Raw genomic sequence first — 17,765 nt, 5'->3', positions numbered from 1 at the left:
CTGACAATGAGGCCGCGATGACGACTCCTTCGCTTTTTGTGACTGCCGACTGGCTGGCAGAACATCTGAATGACGACAACCTGCAGGTACTGGACGCACGCATGCTGCCGCCAGGCCTGGAGAAAACCCGCAACGTGCGGGAAGAATATCAGGCTGAACACCTGCCGGATGCGCCGTTTTTTGATATTGAAGCCCTGTCGGATCACACCAGTGCTTATCCACATATGCTGCCCCGGGCGGAGACCTTCGCCGTGGCGATGCGTGAGCTGGGCATCGACAATGATAAGCATCTGGTGATTTACGATGAGGGTAATCTGTTCTCTGCCCCGCGTGCCTGGTGGATGCTGAGGCATTTTGGCGTGAAGCAGATTTCCATTCTGGCCGGGGGACTGGCGGGGTGGAAGCAGGCGCAGCTGCCGCTGGCGAGTGACCCGGTGAAACTGGCAGAAAGCGAATTCGAAGCCGATCACGGTGAAGGCGAAGTTAAACGCGTAACGGACGTGCTGCTGGCCAGCCATGAAGGCGGCGCACAGATTGTTGATGCCCGTGCCGCCAACCGCTTTCACGGTGAGGTGGACGAGCCACGGCCGGGGCTGCATCGCGGGCGTATCCCGGGCAGCCTGAACGTGCCGTGGAATACCCTGGTCACCGAAGGACGCTTAAAACCAGCGGCCGAACTGCAGGCGATTTTCAGCCAGCAGGGCGTGGATCTGTCACAGCCAGTGATCGCCAGCTGCGGCTCCGGAGTCACTGCCGTGGTGGTGATCCTCGCACTGACCAGTCTGGGGTTAAAAAACGTGGCGCTGTACGACGGGTCCTGGGGTGAATGGGGGGCACGGAACGACCTGCCGATCGTCAACGACGCCTTATAACGCAGACCGCAGGGGGCGGATATTGCAGTCCGCCCCCACCTTTCAGTCGATATTCTTCACCTTAAAGTCCCGCAGGAAGCTGCCCCAGCGCCGTTCGTAGAAGGGTGTGATATGGGCAACAAAGAAGTGACTGATGCCCTTTTCGCCTTCCACAACCTGACAGATATCAATCGGCTCATCCTCTAACAGCGTATCGGTCGCCACGCTGCCTGCCGCCTGGATAATCGCCTCAAGATCGCCCTCACCTTCGATGCCAATCAGTAAATTGGCAGGCTGGTCTGCATGCTCTTTGATCTGCGCGACGTAGGCACGGCGAACGGTCTTGTATTTCGCCAGCAGCTGGGTCAGCGAGTCAATCATCTGCGCCGGCGGTTCGGCGAGCTCCGATAACAACAGCGAAGTTCCCCCCTCCAGTACCGTCTGCTGGCTCAGCGCGCTGCTGCCCTCGCCTAACAGATGTGCAATTTCACGCGGGGAAAACTCTTTGCCATTCGGTAATTTAGGATTGAGAAACAGCGCTTCGCCCAGCGTCATTTCAAACAACGTACGCACCGGCATCACCAGATAGGCCTGCTCACCGCTGACTGCCTGCGCGAGGGCTGCCGTCGACGTGAAAAACGGAATAATGCTGGTGCCGTCGTCTTTTTCCCAGTGCTGTAAATCAACGGGTGTACTGGCATCAACGGCCTGTTCAGGGTGAGCACTCTCGCCCGGCACCACCACGCTGGCGTCCATCAGCAGCGTAAAAAATTCCGGGCGATGTGCCGGTTCTGTCGCCGCCAGTTTCAGTACTTCTTCCAGCCGCGGGTTTAGTTCGTTCATGAATAGGTTCCAGAGTGTACAGCGGGCGGACCTGAAAGCAGGGCCGCCCCGACGAAGGACCGATCGTGGGGCGATCGGCCTGAAATATTACGCCCGGCTTAACAGCAGGTTAGCGACAGTACGGACGCCCAGACCGGTTGCGCCGGCAGCCCACTGATCGACCGCACCTTTGCGATAGGTTGCCGAGCAGTCGATGTGCAACCAGCCCTGCTGGTAGTCGCTGACGAAGTGTGACAGAAACGCCGCCGCTGTACTGGCACCCGCAGAGTGCGACGGGCTGGCAATGTTGTTCAGATCAGCAAAGTTTGACGGCAGATGGCTGCGGTGGAACTCGGCCAGCGGCAAACGCCAGAAAGGTTCATTTTCGCCCTCAGCGCAGCGCATCAGTGACTGTGCCAGCGCGTCGTCAAAGCTGAACAGCGCATGATAGTCGTTGCCCAGCGCGGTTTTGGCCGCCCCGGTCAGCGTAGCGGCATCGATAATCAGCTCCGGATTCAGCGCGCTGGCATCGATCAGACCATCGGCCAGCACCAGGCGACCTTCGGCATCAGTGTTCATCACTTCCACTGATTTACCGTTGCGATAGCGAATAATATCGCCCAGCTTGAAAGCGTTGCCGCTGACCATATTATCAGCACAGCAGAGGATCAGCTTCACGCGCTTTTTCAGGCCACGGCTGACCGCCAGTGCCAGTGCGCCGGTCAGGGTCGCTGCGCCGCCCATATCTGACTTCATGGAGTCCATAAAGCCACTCTGCTTCAGGCTGTAACCGCCGGTATCAAAGGTGATACCTTTGCCCACCAGACAGGCGTAAACCGGCGTGTCATCGCTGCCGCCCAGGTTATAATCGAGTGTCAGCAACACCGGGCTGCGTGATGACCCCCGCCCGACCGTATGCAGTCCCATGTAGTTTTGAGCTTTCAGATCGTCACCCTTGATAATGCGGTAGCTGACCGCATCGCAGGCAACGTCGCACAGCAGATCGATGGCACGGGTCGCGAGTTGTTCCGGGCCCAGTTCTTCCGCCGGCAGGTTGATAGTGTTACGTACCCAGTCGATGATTTTCAGGCGATTAGCCAGTTCCTGCTGGTCACTCTCTGCCAGCGTGGCCCACTGCACCTCACGCTCACCTTTTGGACCGCGATAGCCCTGCCAGAACGCCCAGCTGTTTTCCAGATCCCAACCCTCGCCGCTCAGGCTGACGTGGCGGATGCCCTGGTTATCAATTTTGCGCGCCGCGCGCTGAATGGTGACCAGCGGTTCGCTGCCGGTCAGGTGGATCGTCATGCCACTGTCATTGCTGCTCAGGGTGGCTTTTTCTCCCCAACGCAGGTCGGCCGCGGCCGTTGACAGGGTAATATTCATAGGGGTGGTCATCGCATGGCTCCTTTTAATTTTTCATCTTTCAGACCGGCAATGCCCGGTCGCTGCGATTTTTCCGCAGTTCAATTGTACAGCCAGACTAACAGAAATGTGACAGGGATGTTTTTGCTGGATGCGACAGCGGAATGCAGAGCGTGTCAGACGGGCCGAAAATCCGGCCCGGGGGGATCAATGCCGGATAAATCAGCCGGCCTGTTTAGCGCCGCTGGCTTTGAAAGCTTTCCACTGCGGCGTAAGCTCGCGCAGGCGACTGATCGACGTTTGCACCAGTTGAATAGCGTAGTCGATCTCTTCTTCGGTGGTAAACCGGCCGAGAGAGAAGCGAATTGAGCTGTGAGCCAGCTCATCATTCAGCCCAATTGCGCGCAGAACGTAGGACGGTTCCATACTGGCTGACGTACAGGCCGATCCGGTCGATACCGCCAGATCCTTCAGCGCCATAATCAGCGACTCGCCGTCAACGTAGTTAAAACTGACATTGAGAATATTTGCCGCCCCCTGCGCCAGAGAACCATTAAGGTAGACCTCTTCAATGCTGCTCAGTCCTGCCCACAGGCGGCTGCGCAGTGCGCCAAGCCGCGCCATCTCGTGGGTCATCTCTTCCTTCGCAATGCGATACGCTTCACCCATTCCGACAATCTGATGAACCGGCAGCGTCCCGGATCGCATCCCGCGTTCGTGCCCACCACCGTGGATCTGCGCGTCGAGGCGGATACGTGGCGAACGGCTGACGTACAGCGCACCAATGCCCTTCGGCCCGTAAATCTTATGAGCGGAGAAAGACATCAGGTCGACATTCAGGACGCTCAGATCGATGGGTAATTTCCCCACGCTCTGCGTGGCGTCAACGTGGAAGAGGATGCCGCGCTCACGGCACAGATCGCCGATGGTGGCGATGTCCTGCACCACACCGATCTCATTGTTGACGTGCATAACAGACACCAGCACCGTATCGTCGCGAAAGGCGTCAGTCAGCTGTTGCAGATCGAGCGTGCCGTCGTGGCGCGGGTTGAGATACGTGACGCTGTAGCCCTCGTGCTCCAGCTGCGCGCAGGTGTCCAGGACCGCTTTATGTTCTGTGGTGCAGGTAATAATGTGACGGCCCTTTTCCTTATGGAAGCTGGCAGCCCCTTTTATGGCGAGGTTATTGGCTTCGGTTGCACCGGATGTGAACACGATTTCACGCGGATCAGCCCCGACCAGTTCAGCAATCTGGTTTCGCGCCACGTCAACCGCTTCTTCTGACTGCCAGCCATAACGGTGAGAGCGGGAAGCCGGGTTGCCAAAGGTACCGTCCAGGGTGAGATACTGCATCATCTTAGCGGCCACGCGAGGATCGGCGGGCGTGGTGGCAGAATAATCCAGATAAATCGGTAATTTCATTGCTCGTTAAGCTCCGGGAGGTTGATCGATTGCCGCCCTTCTGCGCCCTGAAATCTTTGCTGGAAGCAGAAATGAATAAAAGGCCCGTGCAGGCCTTTTATTCATTTCCGGGGCGAAGAACGGGCCCTGCCCGGACTGCGATCAGGCGCGCAGATTGACGTTAATTGTTTCCTGCATACGCCCATTAGGCGCACGGCGGATTTCATTGCTGTTCTGACGGTCAGCCACTTCCAGGATCTCCTGATTGTTGACCAGTTCAGCCAGCGTAATATTGTTGAGGAAGTCGCTAATGCGCTCACTCAGGTCACGCCACAGCACATGCGTCAGGCAGCGCTCGCCGCCCTGACAGCCTTCTTTGCCCTGGCACTTTGTTGCATCCACGGACTCATCAACGGCAGTAATCACCGCACCCACCGCGATAGCATCAGCGCCTTTACCCAGCAGATAACCACCACCCGGACCACGTACGCTGGCCACCAGACCGTTCTTACGCAGACGGGAGAACAGCTGCTCAAGATAAGAAAGGGAAATGCCCTGACGCTCTGAAATATCCGCTAAAGGCACCGGGCCTTCATGGGAATGCAGCGCAACATCAAGCATAGCGGTAACAGCATAACGGCCTTTGGATGTCAGTCTCATGGCGTTTACAACCTCGGTTATAACCCTGGATGGGTGTTAACAAAATATGGACGCAAGTCTGACATTCCCGAGTAAATTGGTCAAGTATTTAACCTACTAAAACACTCAACTATTTAACCAAGTAAAACACTCAACTATTATGCTGTTATTTTATTCACCCGTTAGGGCTCATTCACCCTACTTTTTCTCAAACGATGACAGCATCCCACGCAGGATATTCAGCTCGTCCCGCTCCGGGCGCGCGCGGGTAAACAAACGACGCATTTTACTCATCACCTGCCCCGGGCTGGCTTCACGCAGGAAACCGCTGCCGATCATCATTTTTTCCATATGCTGATAGAAGCGCTCAAGATCATCCACCAGCGGATAGGGTGATTCAGCGGCCGCTTCCTGCGGGGTGTCCAGCGACTGCAGATAGGCCATCCGCACCTCATAGGTAATCACCTGGACGGCCATTGCCAGATTCAGCGAGCTGTAATCCGGGTTGGCGGCGATGGCGACGTGATAGTGGCACTTCTGCAGTTCTTCGTTCGTCAGGCCGACACGTTCACGGCCAAAGACCAGGGCGACGGGTGCCTGCTGCCCCTCTTCCACACTTTTCAGACCGCACTCACGCGGGTCAAGCATCGGCCACGGCAGGGAACGCGAGCGTGCGCTGGTGCCTACCACCAGGCTACAGCCGGCAATGGCTTCATCAAAGGTGTCGACAATTTTCGCATCGCCAATCACGTCGCTGGCCCCGGCCGCCAGGGCAATGGCCTGCGAGTCCGGTTTGACCAGTGGATTGACCAGATAAAGGTTGGTTAAGCCCATGGTTTTCATCGCGCGAGCGACGGATCCCATGTTGCCGGTGTGAGAGGTTTCCACCAGCACAATTCGGATATTTTGCAGCATAAGGATTCTGAAGTCCGGGAGTTAATTTGGCGATACTAACATATTTTAAGGACATTTGCCGTTATGCCCTGCTATACTACGCGCCGATTTATATCAGATAAAATGATATACCGTTCTTTAACATCCAGCGAGACGAAACTTAATATGCATCCAATGCTCAACATTGCCGTGCGCGCCGCGCGCAAGGCCGGAAACGTAATTGCTAAGCACTATGAAACCCCGGACTCAGTCGAAGCCACCCAGAAGGGCAGCAACGATTTTGTCACCAATGTTGACCGTGAAGCGGAACGCCAGATTATTGAAGTGATCCGCAAGTCCTACCCTCAGCACACCATCATTACTGAAGAGAGCGGTGAGCTGCCAGGCGAAGACCAGGATGTACAATGGGTTATCGATCCGCTGGATGGCACCACCAACTACATTAAACGCCTGCCTCATTTCTGTGTTTCTATCGCCGTACGCATCAAAGGCCGCACTGAAGTCGCGGTGGTGTATGATCCCATGCGTAATGAACTGTTCAGCGCCGTTCGCGGTCAGGGCACCCAGCTTAACGGCTACCGTCTGCGCGGCGGCACCGCCCGCGATCTGGATGGCACCATCCTGGCGACCGGTTTCCCGTTCAAACTGAAACAGCACGCGACCCCGTATATCAATATCGTAGGCAAACTGTTTACCCAGTGTGCAGACTTCCGTCGCACCGGCTCTGCTGCGCTGGATCTGGCCTATGTGGCCGCTGGTCGCGTTGATGGTTACTTCGAGATTGGCCTGAAACCGTGGGACTTTGCCGCCGGTGAACTGCTGGTGCGTGAAGCGGGTGGTCTGGTCACTGACTTTGTTGGCGCACATGGCTATATGCTGTCAGGCAATATCGTCGCCGGTAACCCGCGCGTCGTGAAAGCGATGCTGGCCAACATGCGTGACGAATTGAGCGAAGCCCTGAAGCGTTAATCGCTGCTGCTGCCGTAAAGGGGCGGGTCGAAGACCCTCTTCTGTCAGGGCTGACCACGTTGTGGTCAGCCCTTTTTTATTGCAGGAACATCGGACGGATACCCCCGGACATACCAGGCTGGGCGCTGAGCCACAGAAGCGCACCGGCGGCGACCAGCAGGATCCCCCCCAGCAGCGCAAGGCTGTTCAGCGCGACGGCGTGCCAGCCAGCACGGCCACGGTTTTGGGTTAACCGCCGGGCCAGCGCACGTGAGAGCTGCACCAGCAGCGCCATCGCCGACACCGTCATCGCCGTGCCGAGCGCCATCACCACCGCCGACAGGACACCCCACAGGTACACGCCGATCACTTTCGAGAACAGCAGCATCATGATCGCCCCCGAGCACGGCCGCAGGCCCATTGACAGCACCACGGCGACGCGGGTTTTCCAGCCCGTCACCTGGGAAAGCATCGCGCTGTCCGGCACGTGCTGGTGCCCGCAGCCGCAGTGGTCACTGTGCTGATGATCGGCAGGCAGGATGCGGGTGATGGTCATTCGTGCTGCCGGCGGGTGCAGCGTCAGCCGAAGTTGTTGCAACGCGCGCCAGCAGAGCCAGACGCCCAGTCCGCTGACCAGCAAATAACTGCCCTTTTCCAGCCAGTAGCTGCTGAGATGGAGCTGGCGGGATGAGAGCTGTAACACGCCGAGCATCACGGTCACCAGTGCGATCGCCATGCCCCCCTGCACAACGGCAGCGGCCAGCGTCAGTTGCAGGCTGGTTTTCATTTTTGTCGGATGTGTTGCCAGGAAAGTGGCAATCACCACTTTGCCATGCCCGGGCCCAAGCGCATGCAGCACACCATAGAGCAGGCTGAAGCCCATCAGCGTCAGCCCCGCCTGATGAGGATTGCTGGCCACCTGCTGCAGTAACCCGGTCATTTGCTGATGCAACGTCTTCTGCCACAAAATGCTTTGCAGCAGGATTGACGGCCAGTGCTGCCAGACCCACACGCCGGCCCCCACCAGCAACACCACCAGCAGTGCAAAAGGCCAGAGAGTTACCCTGCGCGGCGGGCGGACAGTGTCGTTTACTGACATATCAACGTCACCGTCTGAGCAAACTGCCGCCCCAGATCCATCTCTTCAGCGGGTGCATCGGCTTTATCCAGTGACAGCGCATAGGCCTGCATGGAGGCATCCGGCTTTGGGGTGTGAAGTTCGAAGCGGCACTGCGAAGCCAGTTCAGTCGGGATGGTCAGGGATTTTTCAGAATCGTAATACATATCAACAAAGTACGTCGGATCAAAGGTGGAAAAAAGATAACGCTGGCCTTTCAGCGCCTGGGGGTGGGCCAGCGGCAGGATAAACTCCAGCACCGCCTTGGGCCCTTCACGCGACAGATGGTATTCCGGCGGCAGATTATCAAACTTGACCGGCTGCTTCTGGTGCCAGAACTCGCTGAAGTAATGCTGTCCCAGTACGTTTGCCATCACCTCTGCCGCCAGTTTTTTCCACACCACAGAGCCTGGTTTTGCCGTTCCGGCATCGTATAACAGATCAGCGGAGGTAATTTCATCCATCACCCAGCGCATTTTCAGCCCGGTTAACTGATCACCCTGATGGACGAGGGTGGTCTGCATATCGATAAAACTGTGCGGGTGCGCACCGGCATACGGGGCCACCAGTGCCATCAGCACGACACCGAACGCTCCACTTCTGTTATAATATAACAAAATAACCCTCACCTCAGTTTTTGTCGATTATTTTTGTGACCTGTCTTAAAAGCTCTGAATAAAAGCGCCTTCCCGAGCCACAGCCTCCGTGGGCCAGTCTATTCTTAGCAGAATTAATCGTCACTGGGATCACAGATGATGAGTGCATACTCACCAGAAATTTCTGTCCTGTCCAGTCAACAGCGCCGTTGCCGCCTACTTTTAATGCTGTGCCTTCCTGACGCCTCGGTTACTGAGGCGTCGGTTTGCCAGCTTAACGGAGTGGAACACGCCGTAACCCGGCAAGATATAGCGAAGGTCGCAGAGGAAATTCAGCGTTATCACCATCTTGTTATTGAACAGGACGGTCAGGGAGCGCTGTCACTTTGCGGGACGGATCTGGATCGCCGCCTCTGTCTGCTCCACAGCCTGCGTCGCGCGCTGCGTCTGTCGCCGTCATTTGTTCATAATGATTTTTCCCGCACCATCAGACAGCGGCTTCATTCGCTATCCGTTGATAAAGCGTTATACGATGAACACAATCTGCTGGCGCTTATCCAGCACTGCTCACTTCACCTGGGGCGGGAGTTCAGCCCCCGTGACGCTCAGTTCCTGCAGGTCTGGCTGCGTTTTACGCTGGCCTGGCCCTGCCAGCCAGACTTCACCCCGGTTCAGCAACAGTGGCTGAGAGGAAAAGGTGAGTCGGCGCTGGCGGAGGAGATAGTTCGTTGCTGGCGCAAACGCGGCTATCAGGCGACCGCCGGTGAGCGCGATCTGCTTACCCTGCTCTTTAGCCAGTTACATATCCCGATGCTGCAACATCCCCACGCGGAGCATGAACGCCAGCTGCTGCAGTCTGTCCAGCTGTTGATTCAGCGCTTTCAGGCGCTGTCTGGCATGGTGTTCAGTAATGATGACGGTCTCAGCGCGCAGCTGTATACACATCTGGCGCAGGCCCTGGAGCGCGCACTGTTCTCCATTGGCATCGACCACAGTCTGGTTGAGGATATCGCCCAGCAGTATCCCCGTCTGTTACGCACCACCCGTGAAGCGGTGGCCGCTTTCGAGCAGCAGTACGGCGTGCAGTTCAGCGATGAAGAGATGGGGCTGATTGCGATTATTTTCGGTGCGTGGCTGATGCAGGGAAGCGCCCTGCAGGAAAAACAGGTGCTGCTGCTGATCGGCCACGATCGGGAGCTGGAACGTCAGGTCGAACAGCAGCTACGCGAACTGACGCTGCTGCCGCTGAATATCAAATATCAGGATGTTGCCGATTTTCAGCGTCACAGCGCGCCGAAGGGCATCGCACTGGTGATCACCCCCTATGCCACCCCACTGCCGCTCTACTCTCCCCCGCTGATCCATGCGGAACTGCCGCTGGGAGAACACCAGCAGCGCAGTATCCGCACGCTGCTGGAGTCGTAGTCAGCTGACTTTTGGCCGCAGAAAAAGCACCGGCACGACCAGCAGCGCCATCACCCAGAATACGCCCCCCTGCAGATGCTGGAACAGCACGCCACAGACCATGGTCATCAGGGCGATACCGCCGCCCATTGCCAGCCCCGAATAGACGGACTGGAGCCGGATAACCTCTCCGCCGTCACGGGCAGCAATAAAGCGCATCGCGGCCAGATGACAGAGCGTAAAACTGCCACAATGGAGGAGCTGTGCGGCGATCAGCCAGCCCAGTTCGGTGGATGACGCCATGATGCTCCAGCGTATCAGCGCAGAAATACAGGAGAGCAGCAGCAGATCACTCGCGCTCCAGCGGCGGAATAGCCGGTTACTGGCGGCAAAAATGACGATTTCAGCCACTACCCCCAGCGACCACAGGTAGCCTACCGTGCCTGACGAATAGCCCGCCTCCTGCCAGTAGATGGCGCTGAATCCGTAATAAGCCGCATGTGCGCCCTGCATCAGCGTCACGCACAGCAGGAAACGCCAGACAGCGTTCTCACTCAGCATCTGCTTCCACTGTGTCCATCCGGCATGCTGCGCCTGTTTTTCCGTCCCCACCGGCATCACCGCCGGCCGCAGCATCATCCCGCCGATCATCGCCCCGCAGCCCACACACAGCAGCACCAGAATGGCATGGTAGGAAAAGTGGGTCACCAGTACGCCGGTCAGAGCCGAGCTGATGACAAAAGCCAGCGATCCCCAGAGTCGCACCGGACCGTAGGCTAGCGCAATCTGCCGCTGCCATGTGGCGGCCAGTGCATCACTCAGGGGAACCAGCGGCGAGAAGAACAGGTTGAAGCCCACCATGACCAGCAGCAGCCATAACCACTGGGAACCCGCCCAAAAGCCCAGCGCAAACAGCAGGGTAAGGAGCGCCAGCAGGCGCAGCACCGTAATCAGTCGGGAAGGATGGGTGACGCGTGACGCGATCACCAGACTACCGACAAACCGCGCAATCATGCCGCATCCCAGTAACAGACCGATCTTTTCCGGCTGCAGGCCGCTGTCTTTTAACCAGACGCCCCAGAAAGGCAGATAGACGCCATAGGCGAAAAAGTAGGTGAAGTAGCTCAGTCCAAGCCAGTACGTGGAACGTATCGCCATTTTCCCTCCGACAAAGTGGAGGCTAATGTACACCGTGAAGGAGGATAAAAAAATAGCGGGACACGTTGGTGTCCCGCTATCTGCGATCAGGCTCCCCCACGACGCCGGGGAAACAGGCTCAGGTTATGCGTAAACCGGGAAGCGCGCGCAGACATCCAGTACCTGCTTCTTCACGCGCTCGCTCACGCCTTCGTCATTGATATTGTCAAGAATATCGCTGATCCAGCCTGCCAGTTCGCGGACTTCCGCTTCTTTAAAGCCGCGACGGGTCACCGCCGGGGAACCGATACGAATACCGGAGGTGACAAACGGGCTTTTCGGGTCGTTAGGGACGCTGTTTTTGTTCACGGTAATGTTGGCACGGCCCAGGGCAGCATCCGCTTCTTTACCGGTCAGATTTTTGTCCACCAGGTCCAGCAGGAACAGATGGTTGTGCGTACCGCCGGAAACCACGTTATAGCCACGCGCCAGGAACACTTCTACCATTGCTTTGGCGTTTTTAGCTACCTGCTGCTGATAGATTTTGAACTCAGGCTCCATCGCTTCTTTGAAGGCCACGGCTTTACCCGCGATAACGTGCATCAGCGGGCCGCCCTGGCCACCAGGGAAGACGGCAGAGTTCAGCTTCTTATAAAAATCTTCGTCACCGCCATGCGCCAGGATCAGACCGCCACGCGGGCCGGCCAGGGTTTTGTGGGTAGTCGACGTCACGATATGCGCATGAGGAACTGGGTTAGGATAGACATCAGCGGCAATCAGACCGGCAACGTGCGCCATATCGACGAACAGGTAAGCCCCTACCGTATCAGCGATTTCACGCATTTTGGCCCAGTCGCACACGCCAGAATAAGCAGAGAAGCCGCCAACGATCATTTTCGGCTGGTGTTTTTTCGCCAGCTCAGCCAGTTCGTTGTAATCAATTTTACCGGTTTCATCGATGCCGTAAGGGATGACGTTATACAATTTACCGGACAGGTTAACCGGCGAACCGTGTGTCAGGTGACCACCGTGGGCCAGATTCATGCCCAGAATCGTATCGCCCGGCTGCAGCAGCGCGGTATAAACGGCAAAGTTCGCCTGAGAACCTGAGTGCGGTTGCACGTTAGCGTAATCGGCACCGAACAGCGCTTTAGCACGGTCAATAGCCAGCTGCTCAACGATATCCACATACTCACAGCCACCGTAATAGCGTTTGCCCGGATACCCTTCCGCATACTTGTTGGTCAACTGAGATCCCTGAGCCTGCATCACGCGTGGGCTGGTGTAGTTCTCAGAGGCAATCAGCTCGATATGCTCTTCCTGACGCACTTTCTCCTGCTCCATTGCCTGCCATAATTCGGCATCGTAATCGGCAATGTTCATTTCACGCTTTAACATCTGCATCTCCTGACTCAACTGACTTTCAATAATGAATGCCCCCGTTGGGGGTGATGGTAAACAGTTTAAACTGTTTACCCACCCGTTGAATAGCATCACGGCCGCCTTTTTACGCAAACGATTGGCTTCAGGAATGGCAAGGGTTAGTTACACTTTTCTGCAAGCCACTAATAACGAATCCTCCTCCCCAACCTCAGACTGACTTGTCATCAGAACCGGATGTTACGTGCGAAAAAATACCCCTTAACTCATAAGGTGTATTTACAGAGAGGGCTTCCTGGCTTTAAGATGCATTTAAAATACATCTTTATGATCCCCGTTAAGGAGCACGTCATGCTGGACAGCCAAACCATTGCTACGGTGAAATCTACCCTTCCTGCCATTGCTGCACTCGGCCCGCGCCTGGCCGCCCATTTCTATCAGCGAATGTTCAGCCATAATCCTGAACTGAAAGACATTTTCAATATGAGCAATCAGAGCACCGGCAACCAGCCAGAAGCGCTGTTTAATGCCGTCTGCGCCTACGCCAGTCACCTGGATAACCTTGCCGCCCTGGGCCCTGCGGTAGAAAAGATCGCCCAGAAACATACCAGCTTTGCGATCCGCCCGGATCAGTATCCTATTGTCGGTAAGCACCTGCTGGCGAGCATTGATGAAATGTTGCATCCCGGAGAGGAAGTCCTTGAAGCCTGGAGCAAAGCCTATGGCGTGCTGGCAGGGATTTTTGTCCAGCGCGAAGAGCAGATTTATGAAGAGACCGAGGAGAAAGTCGGGGGCTGGCGGGGCGGCCAGCGTGAGTTTGTCATCAGTGAGATCACCCCACAAAGTGCCGTGATAAAAAGTTTTATTCTGACGCCAACGGACGGTCAGCCCGTCGCGGACTACAAAGCCGGACAATATCTGGCACTGTGGGTGAAAGATCCCTCTTTTGCCAATCAGGAAATCCGTCAGTACTCACTGACCCGCACGCCAAACGGTCGCGACTACCGCATTGCCGTTCGTCATGAGGAGGGGGGCGTTCTCTCCAGCTGGCTGCATCAGCAGCAGCCCGGCCAGCGGGTTCATCTGGCACCGCCCGCCGGGGATTTCTTCCTGGATATTACCCCTGACACGCCGGTGACGCTGATTTCCGGCGGCGTGGGCCTGACGCCGATGCTGGCCATGCTGAACCAGCTGGCTGCCGACAAACATCCTTCCGGCGTTCAGTGGCTCCACGCGACAGAAAACGGTACGACTCATGCTTTTGCTGACGAAGTGGCGGGCCTGGGCGCAGAGTTACCGCAGTTCTGGCAGCATATCTGGTACAACCATCCGCAGGAGCAGGATAAGGGCCGGTACGACAGTCGCGGGCTGATGAACCTGCTGCCGCTGGAATCCCGTCTGAGCGATCCAGCCATGCAATATTATCTGTGCGGTCCGCTGGCCTTTATGGAGCTGATAGAGAAACGCCTGCTCGAACTGGGCGTAACGCAAGACCGCATTCATTATGAAGTCTTTGGTCCGCACAAGACGCTGTAATCCTGCCCCTGCGCGATAAGGCCGCCTGCTGCTGAGCGTCAGCAGCAGGCGGGTGCTTCCCATCCGTTTAGCTCCGGATGCCTTTTCGCATTACTTCTCCTTCAAATGTCGTGCCTCAGCCACCTGTGCAGGTTTCACGCCTGAAGCCTGATTACCCCAGCTGTGCCGCACATAGTTCATCAGTTCGGCCATCTGAACATCATTCAGCGCCCAGCCGTAACCCGGCATCGTCTGTGCCATCCCCTGCTGTGTGACAGGCGTCTGTGCGCCGTCCAGCACCACGCGCAGCGCGGTCAGCGGATTGTCCGCCGTCAGGGTGGCATTCCCCGCCAGCGCAGGAATGGTGTGAGCGTTGCCCTCACCCTCACTGCCGTGGCAGGTTGAACAGTACATGGCATAGATTTTCCCCCCTGCAGCGGAAGGCGTGGCGGGCTGACTGCGGGCTGCCGGCGCCGCAGGCAGACTCCGCAGATAGACGGCAATACTGGTGAGGTCGGCCTCCGTCAGATACTGAGTACTGTGGGTGACCACGTCCGCCATCGGTCCCGCTACCGCGCCCCGTGCACTACGCCCGGTTTTCAACAGCGCCACCAGCTCTTCCACCGGCACTCCCCTCAGCGAGGGAGCATACCAGCCGTCCAGCTCTGCGCCGCTGAGATAGCTCTCACCCTGCTGATCCAGCGCCTGCTCCTGCATTCCCCAGCCGCGCGGCGTGTGGCAACTCCCGCAGTGTCCTGCCCCCTGCACAAGGTAAGCCCCCCGGTTCCATTGCGCACTCTGCTGCGCATCAGGCTGATAACGGTGGTCTTCATGGAACAGTACGTTCCAGATGCCCAGCGGCCAGCGCGCCGACAGCAGCCAGGGAATGTCGCTGTCGCGGTTCGCCTGGCTGCTGGCGGGCACCTCCCGCAGCAGAAAGTCGTACAGTGCGTGCATATCCGCCTCGCTCATTTTTGCATAGGCGGTGTAGGGCATGGCCGGATAAAGACGATGACCGTCACGGGCTACACCCTGTCGCATCGCCCGGTCAAACTCTGCAAACGTGTACCGTCCAATGCCGTGTTGTTTATCAGGGGTTATATTGGTGCTGTAAATATCCCCTACCGGCGTGGCAAAGCGCAGCCCGCCTGCCATCGGTACGCCCCCCTGCGCGGTATGGCAGGCCGTGCAGTCGCCAGCTTTTGCCACATATTCCCCTGGCGACATCGCCCAGCTAGGGCCGCCCGCCAGTAACATCAGGCTGAAGATGACCCTCTTCATGACGCTTCCCCCGGGGCTGACGTGCCACCTGCCGGCTCATTGACCGCCCGCCAGGCCTGATCGATAGCCGAGTGTGCGTAAGGGCTCCAGTCGGCGTCGGCGTTGGCAATGAAAATATGACCAACGGGCGCACGGGCGCGTTCGATAGTCCGCTGTGCCTCTTCTTCATCATCAAACATGCCGCTCAGGGCATAAGAGTAGCCGTGTGACCAGCGGTTAACGGTGATCGCCTGGATATCACGCTGATGGTCGAAACCTGCCGGGCCGAGCATCGCCTGCAGCTGTTCACGGATCATCTGTTCATGCACCTCAAACGGCGTGCCCAGCAGCATGGCGCGTCCTTTGCGCGACTGCTCACGCGGGCTGAGTCCGCTGCCCGGTAGCGTCGGCACATACACCATATGCAGTCCGATGGGCTGCTGAGGATCGTGCGGGTGGTGATAACCGCCCAGGCTTACCGGATAGTCGAGCTTAACACGGGAGTAAGGTGCGCCTGGCGCATAAAACTCGTGGATGCCCAGCTGCATAAACGGCTGCCAGTTGGCAATCTTCACCTTGCTGTAGACCAGCGGTGCCTTAACGTTCTGCTTCAGCGCCTCCTGCTGCGCGGGCGACATCTGCGGGACCAGATAGGGGATCATCATGTTATAACCGGCCATTATCACCCGGCCGGCACGAACCCGGGTCAGCGTATCGCCGGTGATATAGCTCACCTCAGCGTGGTTATCGACGTTCACCACCTGCATTCCGGTGCTGTTGAGGCGCAGTCTGACGGGGGAATCCGGTCGATCTAACTGGCTGTAGTCAAACGTCGCCTGCACGATATCATTCATATTCTGCCCGGCGGAGGTGACGCCCGGAATGAGTTTGCGCACCATCAGACGGGCCAGCGTGGCGTTCCCGTCCGGAAAGTGGAAGACATAGGGATCGTCAAGATCGGCCTGAGATTCCGCATCGAGTGGCGGCAATCCCATACCGTCCAGGCCGGGAAGGTCGCAGATACGCGCGTCGCTACAGGCGGTGGCATCAATACCGACGGCCTGAAAATCGTTGGTCGACTGCTGGAAGTAACGGATGGCCTGTTCGCTTAAACCCACTTTTTCACGCAGGAAGGTGCTGTAGCTGTGCTTATCCAGCCAGGCCACCTTTTCCTGCTGGCTCAGACCTGGCAGATAATCCTTCGGTACCGTATGCAGCGCAATCAGCGCCTCACGGTCGCTTTCAGGCAGCGGAAAATCATTAATAAAGGCCTGCCACGAACGCCCGTTAAGCCGGTCACGCGGAATATCGTCGGCCACTACCCTGCCCGGATCGCCGCTGACCACTTTGTCCACGCCGAAATTTTTCCTGTCAAAGTAAACGCCACGGCTGAGGCCCAGATCCGGGTAGAAGGTTTTATCAAAGCCCTGCTCCATACCGTCAAGGCTGATGCCGAGGGAGTGAATCAGATTCATCACCACCGGGCTGAAATTGGAGCGCGGAGACTGGAAGGATTCGCTGCCGCCATAACCCAGCAGGGTGCCGCCGTCCCCGTTAAGCTCATTGCGTTTAGCATGTCCGCCAAAGTCATCATGATTATCAATCAACAAAATACGCTGCTGTTTGCCATGAAGCTGCTGCCAGAAACAGGCGGCAGCCAGACCGCTGATCCCGGCCCCGACCACCACCAGATCGTAGGCTTCCGTGACCGGCTGAGAGGCGAAGTCAAACGCCACATTATCGCGACCCAGACGGTGGGCATTTTCAAAAGATCCCGGATGGTTGCCGCGCAGGCCGGTAAGCGAAGGTGGATAGTACAGCGTCTTTTGCGCCTGTCGCGGCGAGGCTTGTAATATCTGCAGGGGGGTCATACCGGCAGCGACGGTGATCGCGACGCCGTTGAGAAAATCGCGGCGGGTGATAGCCATAATCGTCCTTAACTGTTGAAAAGTGGCAGTTCAGCCTGAAGGCTTCGGGGGGCTTATTGTCCGGACAGGAGAGCGATTGTCAAAGGAAGGGGGAAAGACGGGGGAGAAATAACAACAGGGGCCTGAACCGACAGGCCCCTGAGCAGTCACGGGCGGTTTAAATCGCCTCTTCGTCTTCTTCGCCGGTACGGATACGTACCACGCGTGCGACGTCAAAGACGAAAATTTTCCCATCGCCGATTTTGCCCGTCTGCGCCGTGCGCATAATGGTATCCACACAGGTATCAACGATATCGTCAGCAATGACGATTTCAATTTTCACCTTAGGCAAAAAGTCGACCATATATTCAGCACCACGGTACAGCTCGGTGTGGCCTTTCTGACGACCAAAGCCTTTGACTTCCGTTACGGTCATCCCGGTGATGCCGACTTCCGCCAGCGCTTCACGCACATCATCCAGTTTGAACGGTTTGATAATTGCATCAATTTTTTTCATGGCTGACCCTTT

The 17,765-nt window shown here is 57.3% G+C and carries 16 protein-coding genes; 4 read left to right on the top strand and 12 right to left on the bottom strand.

Annotated features, from left to right (window positions below; genetic code table 11):
- Positions 1-17 precede the first annotated feature (17 nt).
- On the top strand, positions 18-872 hold the full coding sequence (sseA, locus tag K6L24_RS05315; RefSeq protein WP_222682019.1) for a 3-mercaptopyruvate sulfurtransferase: 855 nt from the start codon (positions 18-20) through the stop codon (positions 870-872).
- A gap of 42 nt (positions 873-914) precedes the next feature.
- On the opposite strand, the gene sseB is transcribed toward sseA, so the two are convergent.
- From sseB to trmJ, 5 genes are all read right to left on the bottom strand, one after another.
- Positions 915-1,694, bottom strand: a complete 780-nt coding sequence (sseB, locus tag K6L24_RS05310; RefSeq protein WP_062744658.1) for an enhanced serine sensitivity protein SseB — start codon at positions 1,692-1,694, stop codon at positions 915-917.
- 87 nt (positions 1,695-1,781) lie between these two features.
- On the bottom strand, positions 1,782-3,071 hold the full coding sequence (gene pepB / locus K6L24_RS05305; RefSeq protein WP_222682018.1) for an aminopeptidase PepB: 1,290 nt from the start codon (positions 3,069-3,071) through the stop codon (positions 1,782-1,784).
- Between the two features lie 189 nt (positions 3,072-3,260).
- Complete coding sequence (locus tag K6L24_RS05300) at positions 3,261-4,460, bottom strand: IscS subfamily cysteine desulfurase (RefSeq protein ID WP_118663443.1); 1,200 nt, start codon at positions 4,458-4,460, stop codon at positions 3,261-3,263.
- Positions 4,461-4,601: 141 nt separating this feature from the next.
- Positions 4,602-5,099 carry a Fe-S cluster assembly transcriptional regulator IscR gene (gene iscR / locus K6L24_RS05295; protein WP_062744652.1) on the bottom strand — a complete coding sequence of 166 codons (498 nt, stop codon included), beginning with the start codon at positions 5,097-5,099 and terminating at the stop codon, positions 4,602-4,604.
- A 177-nt stretch (positions 5,100-5,276) separates the two neighbouring features.
- Positions 5,277-5,993, bottom strand: a complete 717-nt coding sequence (trmJ, locus tag K6L24_RS05290) for a tRNA (cytosine(32)/uridine(32)-2'-O)-methyltransferase TrmJ (protein ID WP_062744650.1) — start codon at positions 5,991-5,993, stop codon at positions 5,277-5,279.
- 144 nt (positions 5,994-6,137) lie between these two features.
- Here trmJ and suhB point away from each other — a divergent pair, with 144 nt between their 5' ends.
- The gene (suhB, locus tag K6L24_RS05285; protein WP_062744648.1) at positions 6,138-6,941 is read left to right on the top strand and encodes an inositol-1-monophosphatase; all 804 of its coding nucleotides are present in this window, start codon (positions 6,138-6,140) and stop codon (positions 6,939-6,941) included.
- A 76-nt stretch (positions 6,942-7,017) separates the two neighbouring features.
- On the opposite strand, the gene K6L24_RS05280 is transcribed toward suhB, so the two are convergent.
- Entirely contained in the window at positions 7,018-8,019 is a 1,002-nt protein-coding gene (locus K6L24_RS05280) for a nickel/cobalt transporter (RefSeq protein ID WP_191927829.1), read from the bottom strand.
- Entirely contained in the window at positions 8,010-8,612 is a 603-nt protein-coding gene (locus tag K6L24_RS05275; RefSeq protein ID WP_118663441.1) for a DUF1007 family protein, read from the bottom strand. The genes K6L24_RS05280 and K6L24_RS05275 overlap by 10 nt, the downstream gene beginning before the upstream one ends.
- 177 nt (positions 8,613-8,789) lie before the next feature.
- Between K6L24_RS05275 and csiE the strand changes: the two genes are divergently transcribed.
- Positions 8,790-10,058, top strand: coding sequence for a stationary phase inducible protein CsiE (gene csiE, locus K6L24_RS05270; protein ID WP_222682017.1), 1,269 nt, complete (start codon positions 8,790-8,792; stop codon positions 10,056-10,058).
- Here the strand turns inward: csiE and K6L24_RS05265 are convergent, their stop codons facing one another.
- Both K6L24_RS05265 and glyA read right to left on the bottom strand, forming a co-directional pair.
- The gene (locus K6L24_RS05265; protein ID WP_222682016.1) at positions 10,059-11,195 is read right to left on the bottom strand and encodes a 3-phenylpropionate MFS transporter; all 1,137 of its coding nucleotides are present in this window, start codon (positions 11,193-11,195) and stop codon (positions 10,059-10,061) included.
- Positions 11,196-11,318: 123 nt separating this feature from the next.
- Positions 11,319-12,572, bottom strand: a complete 1,254-nt coding sequence (gene glyA, locus K6L24_RS05260; RefSeq protein WP_062744638.1) for a serine hydroxymethyltransferase — start codon at positions 12,570-12,572, stop codon at positions 11,319-11,321.
- Positions 12,573-12,905: 333 nt separating this feature from the next.
- On the opposite strand from glyA, the gene hmpA reads away from it, so the two are divergent.
- The gene (hmpA, locus tag K6L24_RS05255; protein ID WP_118663437.1) at positions 12,906-14,090 is read left to right on the top strand and encodes an NO-inducible flavohemoprotein; all 1,185 of its coding nucleotides are present in this window, start codon (positions 12,906-12,908) and stop codon (positions 14,088-14,090) included.
- A gap of 90 nt (positions 14,091-14,180) precedes the next feature.
- Here the strand turns inward: hmpA and K6L24_RS05250 are convergent, their stop codons facing one another.
- The 3 genes from K6L24_RS05250 to glnB all read right to left on the bottom strand — a co-directional run bounded on the left by K6L24_RS05250 (position 14,181) and on the right by glnB (position 17,753).
- Positions 14,181-15,350 carry a c-type cytochrome gene (locus K6L24_RS05250; protein WP_222682015.1) on the bottom strand — a complete coding sequence of 390 codons (1,170 nt, stop codon included), beginning with the start codon at positions 15,348-15,350 and terminating at the stop codon, positions 14,181-14,183.
- A complete protein-coding gene (locus tag K6L24_RS05245; RefSeq protein ID WP_222682014.1) occupies positions 15,347-17,257 on the bottom strand; it encodes an NAD(P)-binding protein in 1,911 nt (636 codons plus the stop codon). Before K6L24_RS05245 ends, K6L24_RS05250 begins: the two co-directional genes overlap by 4 nt.
- A 157-nt stretch (positions 17,258-17,414) precedes the next feature.
- Positions 17,415-17,753, bottom strand: a complete 339-nt coding sequence (glnB, locus tag K6L24_RS05240; protein WP_062744629.1) for a nitrogen regulatory protein P-II — start codon at positions 17,751-17,753, stop codon at positions 17,415-17,417.
- Between the last annotated feature and the right edge of the window lie 12 nt (positions 17,754-17,765).

Origin of the sequence: Erwinia persicina, assembly GCF_019844095.1 — a bacterium.
In the GTDB taxonomy this organism is placed as follows: Bacteria; Pseudomonadota; Gammaproteobacteria; order Enterobacterales; family Enterobacteriaceae; genus Erwinia; species Erwinia persicina.
This window is presented reverse-complemented; position numbering and strand designations above follow the sequence as displayed.